This window comes from Caulobacter sp. ErkDOM-C (assembly GCF_048541825.1).
In the GTDB taxonomy this organism is placed as follows: domain Bacteria; phylum Pseudomonadota; class Alphaproteobacteria; order Caulobacterales; family Caulobacteraceae; genus Caulobacter.
Map to the genome: position 1 here is coordinate 3,414,715 of NZ_CP183332.1, position 16,095 is coordinate 3,430,809.

A 16,095-nucleotide genomic window follows, 5' to 3' on the forward strand; every position below is an offset into this window, starting at 1 on the left:
GTGCCGGCTCAGTCTTCGGTGTCGGGCGGGCCGGATTCGAAGGTCAGCAGATCGCCGGGCTGGCAGTCCAGCTCGCGGCACAGGGCGTCCAGGGTCGAGAACCTCACGGCGCGGGCCTTGCCGGTCTTCAAGATCGACAGGTTGGCGATGGTCACGCCCACGCGGTCGGACAGTTCGGTCAGCGACATGCGGCGGTCAAGCAACACACGGTCGAGGTTCACGCGGACGGGCATGGGATGAAATCTCCGCGGATCAGATGGTGAGTTCGGCTTCGCGGCGAAGGCGGGTGCCCTCGCGGAAGACCTCGGCCAGGACAAAGACGACCATCACGGAAAACCAGGCGGTCAGGGTGAAGCTGTCGTCGATCAGCTTGGTCTTGGGGGCCAGCCAGCGGGCCAGACCGGAAAAGACGTAGCGACCCACCTCAAGGCTGGCCAGGATCAGGCCAATGACCCGAAGGCGCAGGACGTTGTCGGGATGGAAGGGGTCGCCGGCGGTCAGGGTGGCGAAGATCCGGCGCAGCCGCTCGACGATCACCATCCAGCCGCCCAGCAGCAGGGCCCAGGCGGCCAGGGCGCCAGCGAACAGCGGGCCATCGCGGCTGACGGCCTCGACCGCGTCGCTGATCGGCAGGATCTGGGCCAGCAGTTCCGGATTGAAGCTGAACAGCAGCGCCACCAGGGTGAACAGCGACAGCAGGCTGACGAAGATCCAAAGGCCGACATAGATGACGTCGAGGATGATCTTCAGAAAGCTCGATACCGAGCCTGGCCCCAAGGCGCGCATTGGCTGTTTCCCTCGCCCTCCCCAGGGCAGTCTGTTCTGGCCCGCGTCGCGGCGGGCTTCCAGAAACCCTAGAGCATTTTCCGACGAAGTGGACGCCGGTTCGTCGTCAGAAAATGCGTTGAAACAAATGACTAGAGCGTCTGCACCACGAAGGCGATCGCCGAGACCGGAACGCCCACGATCAGGGCGGCGGTGATCAGGGTCATCAGGACCTTGTCGGCGATGCGGAACAGTCGGGCGGCGGGCATTTTGGGCGGATCCATGAGGTGGCCGGACGCCGGCCAGGCTCGGCGGCGTCCACAGCAAACAGATAGACCCCGATTTGGGTTACAACAATGCTGAATATCGATAAACGATATTAAACTTTAGCAATGATGATCGATGGGCATCAGGCCAGTTGCACGGAAGTCACAACCATCGACTCGCGCCGGCCGGCGGCCTCGAACCAGACGGCCAGGTTGGGTCGACCGTCGCGCCAGTCGATCACCTGGCGAGCGTCGAAATAGGCCAGCTGGGCCGCGACAGCGATCTGGGCGATCGCCCATCGATCATCGGTAAAGCCCTCGGCCTCCAGCAGGTCCAGCCCGGCGATGATGGCGGCAAGCTGACGCGCGATCAGCTCGGGCCGCTGGTCATCCGCCGGCCGCATGCGCTCGCGAACCACGGCGACGGCGGCCGAACCCATGCCGTCGGCCAGGGCCTGCAGGGTCAGGGCGCGCCGGCGCGGGGCACCCCCAGCCGGGATCAGGCCCGCGCCGCCCTCGGCGTCGAGATGGTCGCAGATCACCGAGGAATCGAACAGGATCTCGCCGTCGCCCAGGATCAGGGTCGGCACCTGGCTCAGCGGATTGTTGGCGCGCAGGCTCTCGTCGGTGAACGGGGCGACGGTCTCCAGCACGATGGCGTCGGTAAAGCCGTTTTCGTGCGCCACGATGCGAACCTTGCGCGCAAACGGCGACAAGGCGGAGTAAAGGAGCCGCATTGGTATTTTCCTCAAGGAGCCGATCATGGCGCTGAGACTGGAGCCTGGGCTTAAGCTCGTAGTGGCCACGCACAACCCCGGCAAGGTCCCCGAGATCTCCGCCCTGCTGGACGGGCGATTTGAACTCGTTTCCGCCGGGGCCCTGAACCTGCCCGAGCCGGAAGAAACCGAGGCCAGCTTCGTCGGCAACGCCCTGCTCAAGGCCCGTCACGCCGCCGACCTGTCGGGCATGATCGCCATCGCCGACGACTCGGGTCTGTCGGTGACGGCTCTGGACGGCTCGCCCGGCATCTATTCGGCCCGCTGGGCCGGACCGGGCAAGGACTTCGCCCTGGCCATGGCCAAGGTCGAGGAACGGCTGGAAGAAAGTGGCTCGGACGATCGCAGCGCCTGGTTCACCTCGGCCCTGGCCGTGGCCTGGCCGCACGGTCCGTCGGTGGTGGTGCAGGGCGAGGTCCACGGAACCCTGGCCTTCCCGCCGCGCGGGACCCGGGGCTTCGGCTATGATCCGATCTTCGTGCCCGAGGGCCACGACCTGACCTTCGGCGAGATGGAACCGGCGGCGAAAGACGCCATGAGCCATCGCGCCCGGGCGTTCGAGAAGCTGAAGGCCGCGCTGTTTGACTGATCTTCCGGCGCTCGGCGTCTACGTCCACTGGCCCTACTGCGCGCGCATCTGCCCCTATTGCGACTTCAACGTCGTGCGCGACCGAGGGCGGACCGTCGAACAGGCCCAGCTGGCCGACGCCATCGTCACCGACCTTGAAGCCCAGCGCGCCCTGACCGGGCCGCGCCGCCTGCTGTCGATCTTCTTCGGCGGCGGCACGCCCTCCTTGATGGACCCGGCCCAGGTGGCGCGGGTGATCGAGACGGCCCGGCGGCTGTGGTCGCCCGTCGACGATCTGGAAATCAGCCTGGAAGCCAATCCCACTGACGCCGAGGCCGGCCGCTTTCCCGCCCTGGCGGCGGCGGGCGTGGCGCGCCTGTCGCTGGGCGTCCAGTCGCTGCACGACGAGGCCCTGGCCCTGCTGGGCCGCAACCACGACGCCGGCGCAGCGCGGCGGGCCATTGCGATCGCCGCCGCCACCTTCCCGCGCCTGTCGGTCGACCTGATCTATGCCCGCCCCGGCCAGACCGTCCAAGACTGGCGCGCCGAACTGGAAGACGTGCTGGCCATGGGCCCCGAGCACGTCTCGCCCTACCAGCTGACCATCGAGACCGGCACCGCCTTCGATCGCGCGGTCGGACGCGGCACGCTGATCGTGCCGGACGAAGACCGGGCCCACGACCTGTTCGAGACCACGCAAGCGGTGCTGGAGGCGGCCGGCTTCGACGCCTATGAGGTCTCCAACCACGCGCGGGGCGAGGCGGCGCGCTCGCGGCACAATCTGGTCTACTGGCGCGGCCACGACTATGTCGGCGTCGGCCCCGGGGCCCATGGCCGACTGAACCTCGAGGGCGAGCGCGTCGCCACCACCGCCCATCGCAGGATCGCCGACTATGTCGCCGCCGTGCGCGACACCGGCCTCGGCTTCGAGCGCGAGACCCTCTCGCCCACCGAGGCCGCCGAGGAGCGATTGCTGCTGGGGCTGCGGATCGACGACGGCGTGGCCTTTGACGAACTGTCGATCCTGGGCCTGTCGGCCGACGCCGCCAAGGTGCGCCATCACGTCGAACTGGGCCTGCTGGTTGACGATCCCAACCGCCTGCGCGCCACCCGCGCCGGGCGTCTGGTGCTGGACCGGCTGACAGGCGCGCTCGCGACCTGATAGGACTGCGCCCCGAACCATCATCGCGCCCCGGCGCGGAAGGATCCCCCGCGTGAGCCGCCACCCCGACCCGCCCGCCCTGTCCGACGCGCCCCTGGCGCCGGGCCTCTATCTGGTGGCGACGCCGATCGGCAACCTGCGCGACATCACCCTGCGGGCGCTGGATGTGCTCAACGCCTGCGACGTCCTGCTGGCCGAGGACACCCGCGTCTCGGGCAAGCTGCTGGCCGCCTACCAGATCTCCAAACGGCTGGAGCGCTACGACGAACACGTCGCCGACCGGGTGACGCCCAAGATCCTGGAGCGTCTGGCAGCCGGCGAGCGCGTGGCCATGGTTTCCGACGCCGGCACGCCGATGATCTCCGACCCCGGCTTTCGCCTGGCCCGGGAAGCCATCGCCGCCGGCCACCAGGTGTTCCCGATCCCCGGCGCCTCGGCGGCCCTGGCGGCCCTGACCCTGGCCGGCCTGCCCACCGACCGCTTCCTGTTCGCCGGCTTCCCGCCGCCCAAGAGCGCCGCCCGCAAGACCTTCTTCGAGGAACTGGCCCCCGTCCGCGCCACCCTGATCTTCTATGAAGGCGCCTCGCGGGTGGCTGACAGCCTGGCCGACATGGCCGCCGTATTTGGCCCGCGCGACGCCGCCGTGGCCCGCGAGCTGACCAAGCTGTACGAGACCTGCATTCGCGGCCCGCTGGACGTGCTGGCCGCCGATCCGCGCTTTGAAAGTCCCAAGGGCGAGATCGTGATCCTCGTGGGTCCCGGCTCGGAGGCGCCCATCCAGGCCGGCGACGCCGAAAGCGCCCTGCGCGAGGCCATGGCCCGCCTGCCGCTGGGCGAGGCCGCATCGGAAGTGGCCAAGGCCCTGGGCCTGCCGCGCCGCGATCTCTACCGCCAGGCCCTGGCGCTCAAGGACGCTGCTCAGGATCCCGAGGGATGACCGCCGTCCGCCAGGCGCGGGGCGCCAAGGCGCGCCTGAGCGGCCGACGCGCCGAGGTGCTGGCCGCCGCCTGGCTGATGCTCAAGGGCTATCGCATCCTGGGCTTTCGCCTGCCCACCCCGCTGGGCGAGATCGACCTTCTGGCCCAGCGCGGCGCCGTGCTGGCGGTGATCGAGGTCAAGCAACGCGCCAGCCTGGACGACGCCCTCGACGCCGTGACCTTCGACCAGCGCGCCCGCCTGAGGCGCGCCGCCGCCCATATCGTCCAGCATCGCACCGCCCTGCGGAACACAACGCTGCGTCTGGACCTCATCGCCCTGGCCCCGGGCCGCTGGCCGCGCCACCTGCGCGATGCCTGGAGGGAGGGGCAATGACCCGCGAAGAGGCCGAGGCGATCCTGACCCGGGTCGGCACAGGCCCCGACCATGGCTTTCCGCTGTTCGAGACCGCCCTGGCCTGCGCCGTGCACGACGACCCAGACCGCGACACCGCCCCGGTGATCGCCCTGGCCCAGGAGGCCGGCGAACGCCTGGCCGAGCGCCTCAAGACCGAGTCGCCCGAAGAAGCCGTCGCCGAAGCCCTGTCCGGCGACCTGCGTCTGACCGGCGACCTGATCAGTTACGACCATCCCGACAATGCCGACGTGATCGCCATCGCCCAGCGCCGCAAGGGCCTGCCGGTGGCCCTGGGCGTCTTCTACCTGCACGCCGCGCGTCAGGCCGGCCTCGCCCTGCACGGCGTCGATTTCCCCGGCCACTTCCTGCTGCGCATCGAGACCGACGAGGGGCCGCTGGCCCTCGATCCGTTCGGCGAGGGCCGGGTGGTGCTGCCCTCGGAGCTGTCGCGACGCGCCCTGCGCACCGGCCTGATGCCCGACGTGGCCGCCAGGCTGGAACTGCTGATGGCCCCGGTCCCGGACCGCGCCGTATTGATCCGCCTACAGAACAACATCTTCGCCCGCGCCCAGCAGGCCCGCGACTGGCCACGCGCCGAACGCTCGGCCCTGCGCCGCGCCCTGCTCAATCCGGCCGATCACCGGCCCTGGCTGGACGTAGCCGCCGCCCGCGAAGGCCAGGGCGCCCTGGCGGGGGCTCTGCAAGCCCTGACCCGCGCCCAGATCCTCGACGGCGGCGCGGCCATCGCCGCCCGCGCGGCGCGCGAGCGGGTGCGGTTGCGACTGAACTAGGCGAGGACGCTCAGCGTCCATCGTCGCTTGCCGCCCGGAAGCAGACGATACGGAGGGCCGCTATGGGTGGATGGCCGAAGTCAGGCTCAGCAACGCCCCCTCCGTCACGCTGCATATCTGCAGCGCGCCACCTCCCCCGCACGCTTCGCTACGGGGCAGGAGAAGAACAGCTTCACCCTCCTGCCCCATGAAACGGGGGAGGTGGCGCGATGCGAATACGCATCGTGACGGAGGGGGCGTCCGGCGTCGGCCGTCCTTCCGGGCAAACTGAACGCCAGCGGTCAAAGGCACAGGGGCCCGATCCGGATCATCCTCGCGGGCGCGCCTCGAAACACCGGTCTAGTGAAAATCCCGGCTGCGCTGAAGCCGCCCCGACACCTTGTGCCGCACGCGCGGGGCCGGCGCTGCGGGGTCTTCCTTCAGCCGTCCCAGCTGCGCCGACAGGTCGGTGAAGCGCTCGGCGACCACGTGGATCACGCCTTCGGCCGATTGCACCCTGCCATGCACGACCAGGAACGAGGCGGTCATCACCGTATTGCGGTCGGCCTCGAAGCGGTCCTTCCAGACCACCGCATTGGCCACGCCGGTTTCGTCCTCCATCGTGACGAACACCACGCCCTTGGCGGTGCCGGGCCGCTGGCGGATCAGCACGATGCCGGCCACCGCGACCCGCTTGCCGTCCTTGATCTGCGGCAGACGATCGGCCGGGATCACGCCCATCCCATCCAGCATCGGCCGATAGAAGGCGCAGGGATGGGCCTTCAGCGACAGGCTGGTGGTGCGATAGTCCTCGGCCACCGCCTGGGGCAGGGCCATGACCGGCAGGCTGACCGCCGCCTCGAACAGCGGCAGGCCCGCCAGCAGCGGCGCCTGGACGGGAGCCTTGCTCTCGCCCTTGACGCCCTTGACCGCCCACAGGGCCTCGCGCCGGCTCAGGCCGGTTGAGGCAAAGGCGTCGGCCTCGGCCAGCAGCTCCAGGGCCCGTTGCGGCACGCCATATTGCGCGAAGTCGGCCGGGGTTCGCGCGCCCTCGTCGCGCGCCATGGCCAGCAGTTTAGCCTCGGTCTCGCGCACGCCCTTGACCTGACGCAGACCCAGGCGAACCGCCTTCCAGAACGGGCGGGTGTCGGGGTTGAAGAGCTTGTTCCCGGAAACCCTGTCATCCCGGACGAGCGCGGAGCGCGAAGATCCGGGACCGCCGGAAGCGCGGCGCTCTGGATCGGTCCCGGATAACGGCTGCGCCGTTTCCGGGATGACACGTCTGATGTCCTCAAGCGTACAGTCCCAGTCGCTGCTCATCACATCGGGCGGCCGCACGTCGACGCCATGCTCGCGCGCATCGCGCACCAGCTGGGCCGGCTGGTAGAAGCCCATGGGCTGGGAATTGATCAGCACCGCGCAGAACACGTCGGGCCAGGCCCATTTCAGCCAGGCCGAGACATAGACCAGCTTGGCGAAACTGGCCGCGTGGCTTTCCGGAAAGCCGTAATGGCCAAAGCCCTCGATCTGCTTGAAGCAGCGCTCGGCGAAGTCGCGCTGATAGCCGCGCCCCGCCATGCCCTCGACGAACTTGTCGCGATACTCGGCCGGCGCGCCCAGGTTCTTGAAGGTGGCCATGGCCTTGCGCAGGCCATCGGCCTCGTCGGGCGTGAACTTGGCGGCCTCGATGGCCAGACTCATGGCCTGCTCCTGAAACAGCGGCACGCCGAAGGTCTTGCCCAATATGCCCCTCAGCTCGTCGGCCGGGCCGTGCTCGGGCGACGGCGCGGGCCATTCCACCGGGTCCTGGCCGTTGCGGCGGCGCAGATAGGGATGGACCATGTCGCCCTGGATCGGACCGGGTCGGACGATCGCCACCTCGATGACCAGATCATAGAATTCCGCCGGCTTCAGCCGGGGCAGCATCGACATCTGGGCCCGGCTCTCGACCTGGAACACCCCGACCGAGTCGGCCTTGGTCAGCATGTCATAGACGCCCTTCACCTCGCGGGGGACGTCGGCCAGATCGTGGATCGGCAAGCCGTGCTCGGCGCGCAGCATGCCAAAGCCGCGCTGGATGGCGGTCAGCATGCCCAGGGCCAGGATGTCGACCTTCATCAAACCCAGGCTGTCGATGTCATCCTTGTCCCACTCGATGAAGGTGCGGTCCTTCATGGCGGCGTTGCCGATCGGCACGGTCTCGTCCAGCCGCCGCTTGGTCAGCACAAAGCCGCCGACATGCTGTGACAGGTGGCGGGGAAAGCCCAGCAGCTCGGTGGCCAGGCTGACCGCGCGGGCGATTTCCGGCGCCTCGGGGTCCAGACCCGCCTTGCGGATATGCTCTTCCGGCAGGCTCGAGCCCCAGCTGCCCCAGACCGTGGCGGCCAGCAGGCTGGTGACGTCCTCGGTCAGACCCAGGGCCTTGCCCACGTCGCGGATGGCGCTGCGCGGCCGATAGTGGATCACCGTACCGCAGATGGCGGCATAGTCGCGGCCATAGCGGCGATAGACATATTGCATCACCTCCTCGCGCCGCTCGTGCTCGAAATCAACGTCGATGTCCGGCGGCTCGCCGCGGTTCTCGGAGATGAAGCGGGTGAACAGCAGGCGGTGCTCGGTCGGGTCGATCGAGGTCACGCCCAGGCAGAAACAGACCGAGGAATTGGCCGCCGATCCCCGCCCCTGGCACAGGATCCCCATCTTCCGCGCCTCCTGCACGATGTCGTGCACGGTCAGGAAATAGTTGGGATAGTTCATCTTGCCGATCAGCCGCAGCTCCTCGTTCAGCTGCGCAACGACCTTGTCCGGAACCCCGCCCGGATAACGCCAGGCCGCGCCGGCAAAGGTCAGATCGGTCAGGTGCTGCATCGACGTCTTGCCCGGCGGCACCGGTTCGTCGGGATATTCCTCTCTCAGTTTGCCCAGGTCGAAATCGATGCGCGAGGCGATCTCCATCGTGCGCTCGACCGCGCGCGGCCAGCGCTCGAACAGGCGGGCCATTTCCTGCGGCGTCTTCAGGTGGCGCTCGGCATTGGCCTCCAGCAAGAAGCCCGCCTCGTGGATCGTGCAGTGCTCACGCACGCAGGTCATCACGTCCTGCAGCGGCCGCCGTTCGGGGCCGTGATAGAGCACGTCATTGGTGGCCACCATCGGCGCGCCGGCCGCGCGGGCCAGCTCGTCCAGCCGCGCCAGCCGCTGCAGGTCGCGGGCGGCATAGGCCCGGCTGGCCGCCAGCCAGACCCGGCCGCGCAGCTCGGCGCTCATGCGGTCCAGGTCGGCGGTGAAGGTCTCATCCAGCTTGGCGGGCGGCACGATCAGGGCCAGCTGGCCCTCGGCATGCTGCAGGAAATCCTCCCAGTGCAGCTCGCATTCGCCCTTGCCGGCCCGGCGCTGGCCGACCGTCAGCAGGCGGGTCAGTCGGGCGAAGGCCTCGCGGTCGGAGGGGTAGCACAGCAGGCTGGGCGTGCCGTCGGCGAAGTCCAGCCGACAGCCGGTCAGGGCGCGGACCTGCAGGTCCTTGGCCGCCGTCCAGGCGCGCACCACGCCCGACAGGGTGTTGCGATCAGTGATCCCGACAGCGGCCAGACCCAGGCCCTGGGCGGTGGGCATCAACTCGCGGGCGTGGGAGGCCCCGCGCAGGAACGAGAAGTTGCTGGTGGTTTGCAGCTCGGCATAGGCGGGGGTCGTCATCAAGTCCTCCCCCTGAAGGGGGAGGTGTCCGCGAAGCGGACGGAGGGGGAAGACGGCCAGCGCTGGGGATGACTTCCCCCTCCGGCGCGGAGCCTGTCCTCGGGCGCGCGCTTCGCGCGACCCGGGGGCGCCGCCTCCCCCTTCAGGGGGAGGACTTGCAGCTCATCCAAACAGGCCATGCAACCACCACTTCGGGTCCTCGCCCGCCCCGAACAGCCCCTGGCGAAAGATCCAGAACCGGCCGCCGGCCTCGTCCTCGACCCGGTAATAGTCGCGGATCCTGCCCGGCCCGGTGTCGTCGAAATCGCCGCGCCACCATTCCTGACCGATGCGCTCGGGCCCCTCGGCGCGGCGCACGCGGTGCGCGCGGCCGCGCCACTGGAACTGGACCGGCGGATCGTCGGGCAGCTTGGCCATCGCCGTGATCGGCTCGGGCCGCTTGAACAGCCGCACCGGCCGGGGGCGCTCGGAGTCCCAGGTCTGGCCGGAGGGCGCGGCCAGCGGCGCGCGGCGGATCACCGAGCGTTCGGGCACGTGGCTCTCATACGGATCGGCCCGCCAGACGCGGTCCTCACCCAGGCGGTTGATCAGCCGGTCGACCAGGGGGGCGAGCGTTTCGTCGAGGCCCGTCCCGGCCTCAGCGTCCAGCCGCGCCTGCACGGCGCTCAGCGGTTCGACGTCGCCGGCGAACACCGTGACCACCTCGATGCCGAAGCCGGGGTCGATGACGTCCAGCTTGGGGATCATCAGCCGGGTCAGGCGCGCGGCGTCGCGGCCCGGCCGCGCCAGCCCCGCCCGCACCGGCAGGGCCTTGCCGTCCAGGCGGTGAAAGACCACCTCGAACCGCCGCGCGCCCTGGCCCTCGGCCTCCAGACGCTTGCAGATCAGGGCGGTGACATCGCCGACTACCCGGGCCAGGTCGTCGGGCGCGCTGATCGGCTCAGCGAAGGCCAGACGGTCGAACCACGGACTGGCCGGGCGGCGATAGACCAGGGCCTCGCCCGCCGCGCCCAGGGCCTGGTCCAGGCGCTGGGTCAGATGCATGCCGAACCGCTTGGCCAGCTGGGCGCGGGGCAGGCCCAGCAGCTGTTCGATGCGAAACAGGCCCAGACGCGGCAGCTGGGCGGTGGCGGTGTCGTCCAGCCGCAGGGCCGCCACCGGCAGCTGCGCCAGCCGCTGCCTCTGTCCGTTCGACGGTGCGATCGCACCCTCATCGCCAAATCGCGCCCCAAACCGGGCAAGAGCCCAGGCCGCGCCGGGCGTGTCGGCGATCGCCGCCCGGGCCGGCACGCCCCAGCGCGCCAGTCGCGCCAGCAGGTCAGCCATCATCGCCGCCTCGCCACCCCACAGGTGGTCGGTCCCGGTGATGTCGAGGAACAGGCCGTCCTCGCCGTCGATGGCCACGGCCGGCGAAAACCGCACGCACCAGTCGCACAGGGCCTCCAGCGCGGCGCGATCAGTCTCGGGATCGTGGTCGGCGGTGACCAGGTCGGGCGCCAGGGCCATGGCGTCGGCGGCCTTCTGGCCGGGGCGCAGGCCCAGGGCCATGGCGGCCTCGTCGATGGCGGCCAGGCGGCGGGTTCCGGAGTCGGAGATCAGCAGGGCGAAGGGGGGCGGGGCACGTCCTCCCCCTGAAGGGGGAGGTGTCGGCGCAGCCGACGGTGGGGGAAGTTGGCCAGCCTTGGGGATCACTTCCCCCTCCGGCGCTTCGCGCCGCCTCCCCCGCTGGGGGGAGGATTTTTCACCCAGCCCGTCTGAACCCGGATTCCGCCGTCGCCAGGTCGTGATCGGCCAGTTGGGACACCAGACGGAAAGGATGCGGGCCATGCTCGGCCTCCGAAGACTCCAAAACCCATGCGCCGGAACGTCCGCCCCGACAGCGCTCAAGCTCGACCCGCCAGCGCGGCGGGCCCAGGCCGGGAACATCCGGCGGCGGCTGGCTGGGCGCGCCGGCGATGCGCCATCGACTGAACGACGACGAACCCGACACCGTCCGCGCCCGCCCTGCGGGACCGCCATAGGGCCGCCGGTGCAGCAGCACGCCGAAACTGCCGCGCTTCTCGCAGGCCAGTTGCAGCCGGCGGCCGGCCTTCAGCTCCGGCGCCTGGGCCTCGCCGATGGCGGCGGCGACGCCCACGGTCGAGAGGGCGTCCTCCAGCACCGACATCACCTCGGCCTCGTCGCGGGCCTTGACCTGGATCAGCCGGCCGGTGGGAACGTCGAGCCCCGCAAGACCCGGCGCGAACAGATCGGTGCGCCGCATCACCCAGACCACCGCCCCGGTCTTCAGCAGAGGCCGGGTTAGCAGGGCGGCGAAGGCGGCAGGCGCCGCAGAGGTCTCGTCCTCCAGCCCGGCGCCCATCACCTCGTGCCAGCATCCCGAAGGCAGACCGCCGGCCGGAAAACAGCTGTCGATCGCCGCATCACCAAAGCTCAGGATCGGACTCGGAGTCCGGGCGCCTGCTTGCAGAGCAGCAATCTGGCCCTTCAATGCCGCTAGGCGCGCGTCGCGCGGGCCGGCCATAATCCCAATCCTTTGTTCCTATTTTGTTCTGATCTTATGGGCTTGGAGAGTCAAGCGGGGGCGGCCATGGTGCGTCAAACGGCCGTATGAAGCCCCTCCAGGAAACGCCATGTCCTTCCAGCGCGTGCTGATCGCCAACCGCGGCGAAATCGTCCTCCGCATCGCCCGCGCCGCCGCCGAGCTTGGCATCCAGAGCGTGGCGGTGTTCGCGAGTGACGACGCCGCCAGCCCGCACGTTTCCGCCGCCGATCAGGCCGTCGCCCTGCCCGGCTCCGGGGCCCGCGCCTATCTCGACATCGAGGCCATCATCGCCGCCGCCAAGGGCGCGGGCTGCGACGCCCTGCATCCCGGCTATGGCTTCCTGTCGGAGAACCCCGCCCTGGCCCGCGCCTGCGCGGCGGCGGAGATCACCTTCATCGGCCCGGCGCCCGAGCATCTGGAAACCTTCGGCGACAAGGCCGCCGCCCGGGCCTTGGCCGCAAAGCTGAACGTCCCCCTGATCCCCGGAACCGGCGCGCTGGACCTGCCTGCCGCCGAAGACTTCCTGACCCAGCACGGCGCGATCATGCTCAAGGCCCGGGCCGGCGGCGGCGGACGCGGCATGCGGCTGGTGCTGGACCCCGGCGAGCTGGACGCCGCCTTCGCCGCCTGCGCCCGCGAGGCCAAGGCCGCGTTCGGCGATGATGGCCTCTATGCCGAAAAGCTGATCGAAAGCGCGCGCCACATCGAGGTGCAGATCGTCGGCGACGGGACCGTGGTGCTGGCGGTGGGCGACCGCGACTGCTCCCTGCAGCGCCGCAACCAGAAGCTGGTCGAGATCGCCCCGGCCCCCAACCTGCCAGGCGCCACCCGCGCGGCCATGGCCAGCGCCGCGCAGGCCCTTTGCGCCGGCTATCGCGGCCTGGCGACGGTGGAATATCTGCTCGACACCGCCACCGGCGACTTCGCCTTCATCGAGACCAATCCCCGCCTGCAGGTCGAACACACCGTAACCGAAGAGGTCACGGGCCTGGATCTGGTGCGCCTGCAGTTCGAACTGGCGGCGGGCAAGACCCTGGCCGAGCTGGACCTGACCGCCGCCCCGCCCGCCGTCGGCGCGGCGATCCAGGCGCGGATCAATGCCGAAACCCTGACCGCCGACGGCCAGGTGAAACCCTCGTCCGGAACCCTCACCGCCTATGCCCAGCCCGGCGGCCTGGGCGTGCGGGTGGACGGCGCCGGCGCGGTCGGCCTTGTGGTCGGCGGGGCCTATGACAGCCTGCTGGCCAAGGTGATCACCCGGGGGCGCACCCCGGCGGAAGCCGCCACGCGTCTGGACCGGACGCTTAGCGAATTCACGATCACCGGCGTCGCCACCACCGCCCCGCTGATCCGGGCGATCCTGGCGCAGTCGGACTGGAAGGACGGTGGGGCCACCACCCGCTTCATCGACGACCACGCCGCCGAGCTGGTCGCCGGGCTTCCCCTGCCGCCAGAGCGCGCCCAAGCCCACTTCGAGACCCTGGACGGCGCGATCACCGTCGCCGCCCCCCTGGCCGCCACGGTCGGGGCGATCGAGGTCGCGGAGGGCGATCTGGTCCGTCCGGGTCAGGCCCTGGCGGTGCTGGAGGCCATGAAGATGGAGCACCTCGTCCACGCCACGTCCGGTGGCCGGGTGCTGAAGATCGCCGCCGCAGCGGGCCAGACCGTCGCCGAGGGACAGCCGCTGATCTTCCTGGAGCCGGTCGAGATGGAGGCCGCCATCGCCGCCGACGCGGTCCTTGAGGACCTCGACGCGATCCGTCCGGACCTGTCAGAGGTCATCGCCCGCCACCGTTTCACCCTCGACGCGGCGCGTCCCGAGGCCGTGGCCCGGCGTCGCAAGACCGGCCACCGCACGGCGCGGGAGAACATCGACGATCTGGTCGATCCGGGCAGCTTCCTCGAATACGGCGCCCTGGCCATCGCCGCCCAGAAGCGGCGGCGCACGACCGAGGACCTGATCGCCAATACCCCGGCCGACGGCCTGATCACCGGCATCGGCACGGTCAATGGCGCGCTCTTCGCCCCCGACAAGGCCCGCTGCGCGGCCCTGGCCTATGACTTCACCGTGCTGGCCGGCACGCAGGGCGCAATGAACCACCGCAAGACCGACCGGCTGATGGCGCTGATCGCCGACCAGAAACTGCCGGTGGTCTGGTTCGCCGAGGGCGGCGGCGGGCGACCGGGCGACACCGACACCACCGCCGTGGCGGGCCTCGACGTGCCGACCTTCCGCAGCTTCGCCCAGCTGTCGGGCATCGTGCCCAAGATCGCCATCGTCGCAGGCCGCTGTTTCGCCGGCAACGCCGCCATCGCCGGGCTGTCGGAGATCATCATCGCCACCCGCGACAGCAATCTGGGCATGGGCGGTCCGGCCATGATCGAGGGCGGCGGGCTGGGCGTGTTCAAGCCCGAGCAGATCGGCCCTTCGGCTCATCAGTGGGCCAATGGTGTTATCGACATCCTGGCCGACGACGAGGCCCACGCCACCCGGCTGGCCAAGCAGGCCCTGTCCTATTTCCAGGGGACGCTCGCCGACTGGACCGCCCCCGACCAGCGCCGGCTGCGCCAGGCGATCCCCGAAAACCGCCTGCGAGTCTATGATGTCCGCACACTGATTAATGGCCTGGTGGACGAAGGCTCCTTCCTGGAACTGCGCGGCGGCTTCGCGGCGGGCATGGTCACCGGCCTGATCCGCATCGAGGGTCGCCCCATGGGCCTGATCGCCAATGATCCGCGCCATCTGGGCGGGGCCATCGACTGCGACGGGGCCGAGAAGGCCGCGCGGTTCCTGCAACTGTGCGACGCCTTCGCCCTGCCGGTGCTGAGCCTGTGCGACACGCCCGGCTTCATGGTCGGGCCCGACAGCGAAGACGCCGCCGCCGTGCGCCGGGTCAGCCGCCAGTTCATCGCCGGCGCCAAGCTGCGCAGCCCGCTGTTCACCGTGGTCACCCGCAAGGGCTATGGCCTGGGGGCGCAAGCCATGGCCGGCGGCAGCTTCCATTCCCCCGCCTTCATCGCCGCCTGGCCCACGGGCGAGTTCGGCGGCATGGGCCTGGAGGGCGCGGTCAAGCTGGGCTACCGCAAGGAGCTGGAGGCCCTGAGCGATCCGGCCGAGCAGAAGGCCCTCTATGATCAGCTGGTGGCCCGGCTCTATGCGGCCGGCAAGGCGACCAGCATGGCGGCAGCCCTGGAGATCGACGCGGTGATCGACCCGGCCGACACCCGCCGCTGGCTGGTCGGCGGGCTGGATGCGGCGACGGGGTCGGCGCGGCCCTGGGCGGTGCGGGTGGACAGTTTCTAGGAAGGCTACGGACCATGAGCAACGTCGAACTGACCACCGACGGTCCGGTCTGGACCGTGACGATCAACCGCCCGGAGCGCCGCAACGCCGTCGATCCCGCCACGGCCCTGCAGCTGAACGCGGCTTTCGACGCCTTCGAGGCCGACGAAACGGCGGCCGTGGCCATATTGACGGGCGCCAACGGGACCTTCTGTTCGGGCTTTGACCTGACCGTCGCCGCGAGCGGCGCGGGCGAGCGCTACGATCCGGTCGGCGAAGGCCCGATGGGGCCGACGCGCCGGCTGCTGTCCAAGCCGGTGATCGCCGCCGTCGAGGGCTATGCCGTGGCCGGCGGGCTGGAGCTGGCCCTGTGGTGCGACATGCGCGTGGCGGCCGCCAATGCCACCTTCGGGGTCTTCTGCCGACGCTGGGGGGTGCCGTTGATCGACGGCGGCACGGTGCGCCTGCCGCGCATCGTCGGCCAGGGCCGGGCGCTGGACATGATCCTGACCGGCCGCGCGGTCGGCGCCGCAGAGGCCTTGTCATGGGGCCTGGCCGACCGGGTCGTCGCCGAGGGTTCGGCCCTGGTCGAGGCGCAAGCCCTGGCGCGGAGCATCGCCGCCTTCCCCCAGATCTGCCTGCGGGCCGATCGCGCCTCGGCCTTTGGGCAATGGGACAGCGATCTGGCCGAGGCCCTGAAGGCCGAGGGGCGCGGCGGGGTCGAACCCCTGCGCCGCGAGGCTCGGTCAGGCGCAGCGCGCTTCACCGGCGGGGCGGGTCGCGGCGGTCAAGCCGCGCCAGACTGAAGGCCCGGGCCATTGGGCGCGACGGCGGGGATCGGGGCGTAAAGTGCACTGTCACCGTAATGAACTCGCCCCTCGCAATCCCGCCGTCGCCACCTTAACTAGGCAGTCGCAGCGCCGGACGTCGCACGTCCT

Annotated in this window: 14 protein-coding genes; 7 read left to right on the forward strand and 7 right to left on the reverse strand. The window is 70.3% G+C overall.

Features of this window, described 5'->3' with window-relative positions:
• Positions 1-8 precede the first annotated feature (8 nt).
• The 4 genes from ACN2C8_RS16500 to ACN2C8_RS16515 all read right to left on the reverse strand — a co-directional run bounded on the left by ACN2C8_RS16500 (position 9) and on the right by ACN2C8_RS16515 (position 1,768).
• Positions 9-233 (reverse strand): helix-turn-helix domain-containing protein, encoded by a 225-nt coding sequence (locus ACN2C8_RS16500; protein ID WP_419253119.1) that lies wholly within the window; start codon positions 231-233, stop codon positions 9-11.
• Between the two features lie 19 nt (positions 234-252).
• On the reverse strand, positions 253-786 hold the full coding sequence (locus ACN2C8_RS16505; RefSeq protein WP_419253120.1) for a DUF2975 domain-containing protein: 534 nt from the start codon (positions 784-786) through the stop codon (positions 253-255).
• A 131-nt stretch (positions 787-917) separates the two neighbouring features.
• Entirely contained in the window at positions 918-1,034 is a 117-nt protein-coding gene (locus tag ACN2C8_RS16510) for a hypothetical protein (protein ID WP_419253122.1), read from the reverse strand.
• A 140-nt stretch (positions 1,035-1,174) separates the two neighbouring features.
• Positions 1,175-1,768 carry a glutathione S-transferase N-terminal domain-containing protein gene (locus tag ACN2C8_RS16515; protein WP_419253124.1) on the reverse strand — a complete coding sequence of 198 codons (594 nt, stop codon included), beginning with the start codon at positions 1,766-1,768 and terminating at the stop codon, positions 1,175-1,177.
• A gap of 25 nt (positions 1,769-1,793) precedes the next feature.
• Between ACN2C8_RS16515 and rdgB the strand changes: the two genes are divergently transcribed.
• From rdgB to ACN2C8_RS16540, 5 genes are read left to right on the forward strand one after another with little or no spacing between them, the layout of a single operon-like run.
• The gene (gene rdgB / locus ACN2C8_RS16520; protein ID WP_419253125.1) at positions 1,794-2,396 is read left to right on the forward strand and encodes an RdgB/HAM1 family non-canonical purine NTP pyrophosphatase; all 603 of its coding nucleotides are present in this window, start codon (positions 1,794-1,796) and stop codon (positions 2,394-2,396) included.
• Complete coding sequence (gene hemW / locus ACN2C8_RS16525) at positions 2,389-3,537, forward strand: radical SAM family heme chaperone HemW (RefSeq protein ID WP_419253126.1); 1,149 nt, start codon at positions 2,389-2,391, stop codon at positions 3,535-3,537. The genes rdgB and hemW overlap by 8 nt, the downstream gene beginning before the upstream one ends.
• A 52-nt stretch (positions 3,538-3,589) precedes the next feature.
• Complete coding sequence (rsmI, locus tag ACN2C8_RS16530; RefSeq protein ID WP_419253128.1) at positions 3,590-4,474, forward strand: 16S rRNA (cytidine(1402)-2'-O)-methyltransferase; 885 nt, start codon at positions 3,590-3,592, stop codon at positions 4,472-4,474.
• Positions 4,471-4,848 (forward strand): YraN family protein, encoded by a 378-nt coding sequence (locus ACN2C8_RS16535; RefSeq protein ID WP_419253129.1) that lies wholly within the window; start codon positions 4,471-4,473, stop codon positions 4,846-4,848. Before rsmI ends, ACN2C8_RS16535 begins: the two co-directional genes overlap by 4 nt.
• Positions 4,845-5,660 carry a SirB1 family protein gene (locus tag ACN2C8_RS16540; RefSeq protein WP_419253130.1) on the forward strand — a complete coding sequence of 272 codons (816 nt, stop codon included), beginning with the start codon at positions 4,845-4,847 and terminating at the stop codon, positions 5,658-5,660. Before ACN2C8_RS16535 ends, ACN2C8_RS16540 begins: the two co-directional genes overlap by 4 nt.
• Before the next feature lie 339 nt (positions 5,661-5,999).
• Here the strand turns inward: ACN2C8_RS16540 and ACN2C8_RS16545 are convergent, their stop codons facing one another.
• The 3 genes from ACN2C8_RS16545 to ACN2C8_RS16555 all read right to left on the reverse strand — a co-directional run bounded on the left by ACN2C8_RS16545 (position 6,000) and on the right by ACN2C8_RS16555 (position 11,853).
• On the reverse strand, positions 6,000-9,329 hold the full coding sequence (locus ACN2C8_RS16545; RefSeq protein ID WP_419253131.1) for an error-prone DNA polymerase: 3,330 nt from the start codon (positions 9,327-9,329) through the stop codon (positions 6,000-6,002).
• Positions 9,330-9,491: 162 nt separating this feature from the next.
• Positions 9,492-10,871, reverse strand: coding sequence for a Y-family DNA polymerase (locus ACN2C8_RS16550; protein ID WP_419255903.1), 1,380 nt, complete (start codon positions 10,869-10,871; stop codon positions 9,492-9,494).
• A gap of 199 nt (positions 10,872-11,070) precedes the next feature.
• Positions 11,071-11,853: an ImuA family protein gene (locus tag ACN2C8_RS16555; RefSeq protein ID WP_419253132.1), complete on the reverse strand. Its 783-nt coding sequence runs from the start codon at positions 11,851-11,853 to the stop codon at positions 11,071-11,073.
• A 109-nt stretch (positions 11,854-11,962) separates the two neighbouring features.
• On the opposite strand from ACN2C8_RS16555, the gene ACN2C8_RS16560 reads away from it, so the two are divergent.
• Both ACN2C8_RS16560 and ACN2C8_RS16565 read left to right on the forward strand, forming a co-directional pair.
• A complete protein-coding gene (locus ACN2C8_RS16560) occupies positions 11,963-15,178 on the forward strand; it encodes a carboxyl transferase domain-containing protein (RefSeq protein ID WP_419253133.1) in 3,216 nt (1,071 codons plus the stop codon).
• 14 nt (positions 15,179-15,192) lie between these two features.
• Complete coding sequence (locus ACN2C8_RS16565; RefSeq protein WP_419253134.1) at positions 15,193-15,963, forward strand: crotonase/enoyl-CoA hydratase family protein; 771 nt, start codon at positions 15,193-15,195, stop codon at positions 15,961-15,963.
• The last annotated feature ends 132 nt before the right edge of the window (positions 15,964-16,095 follow it).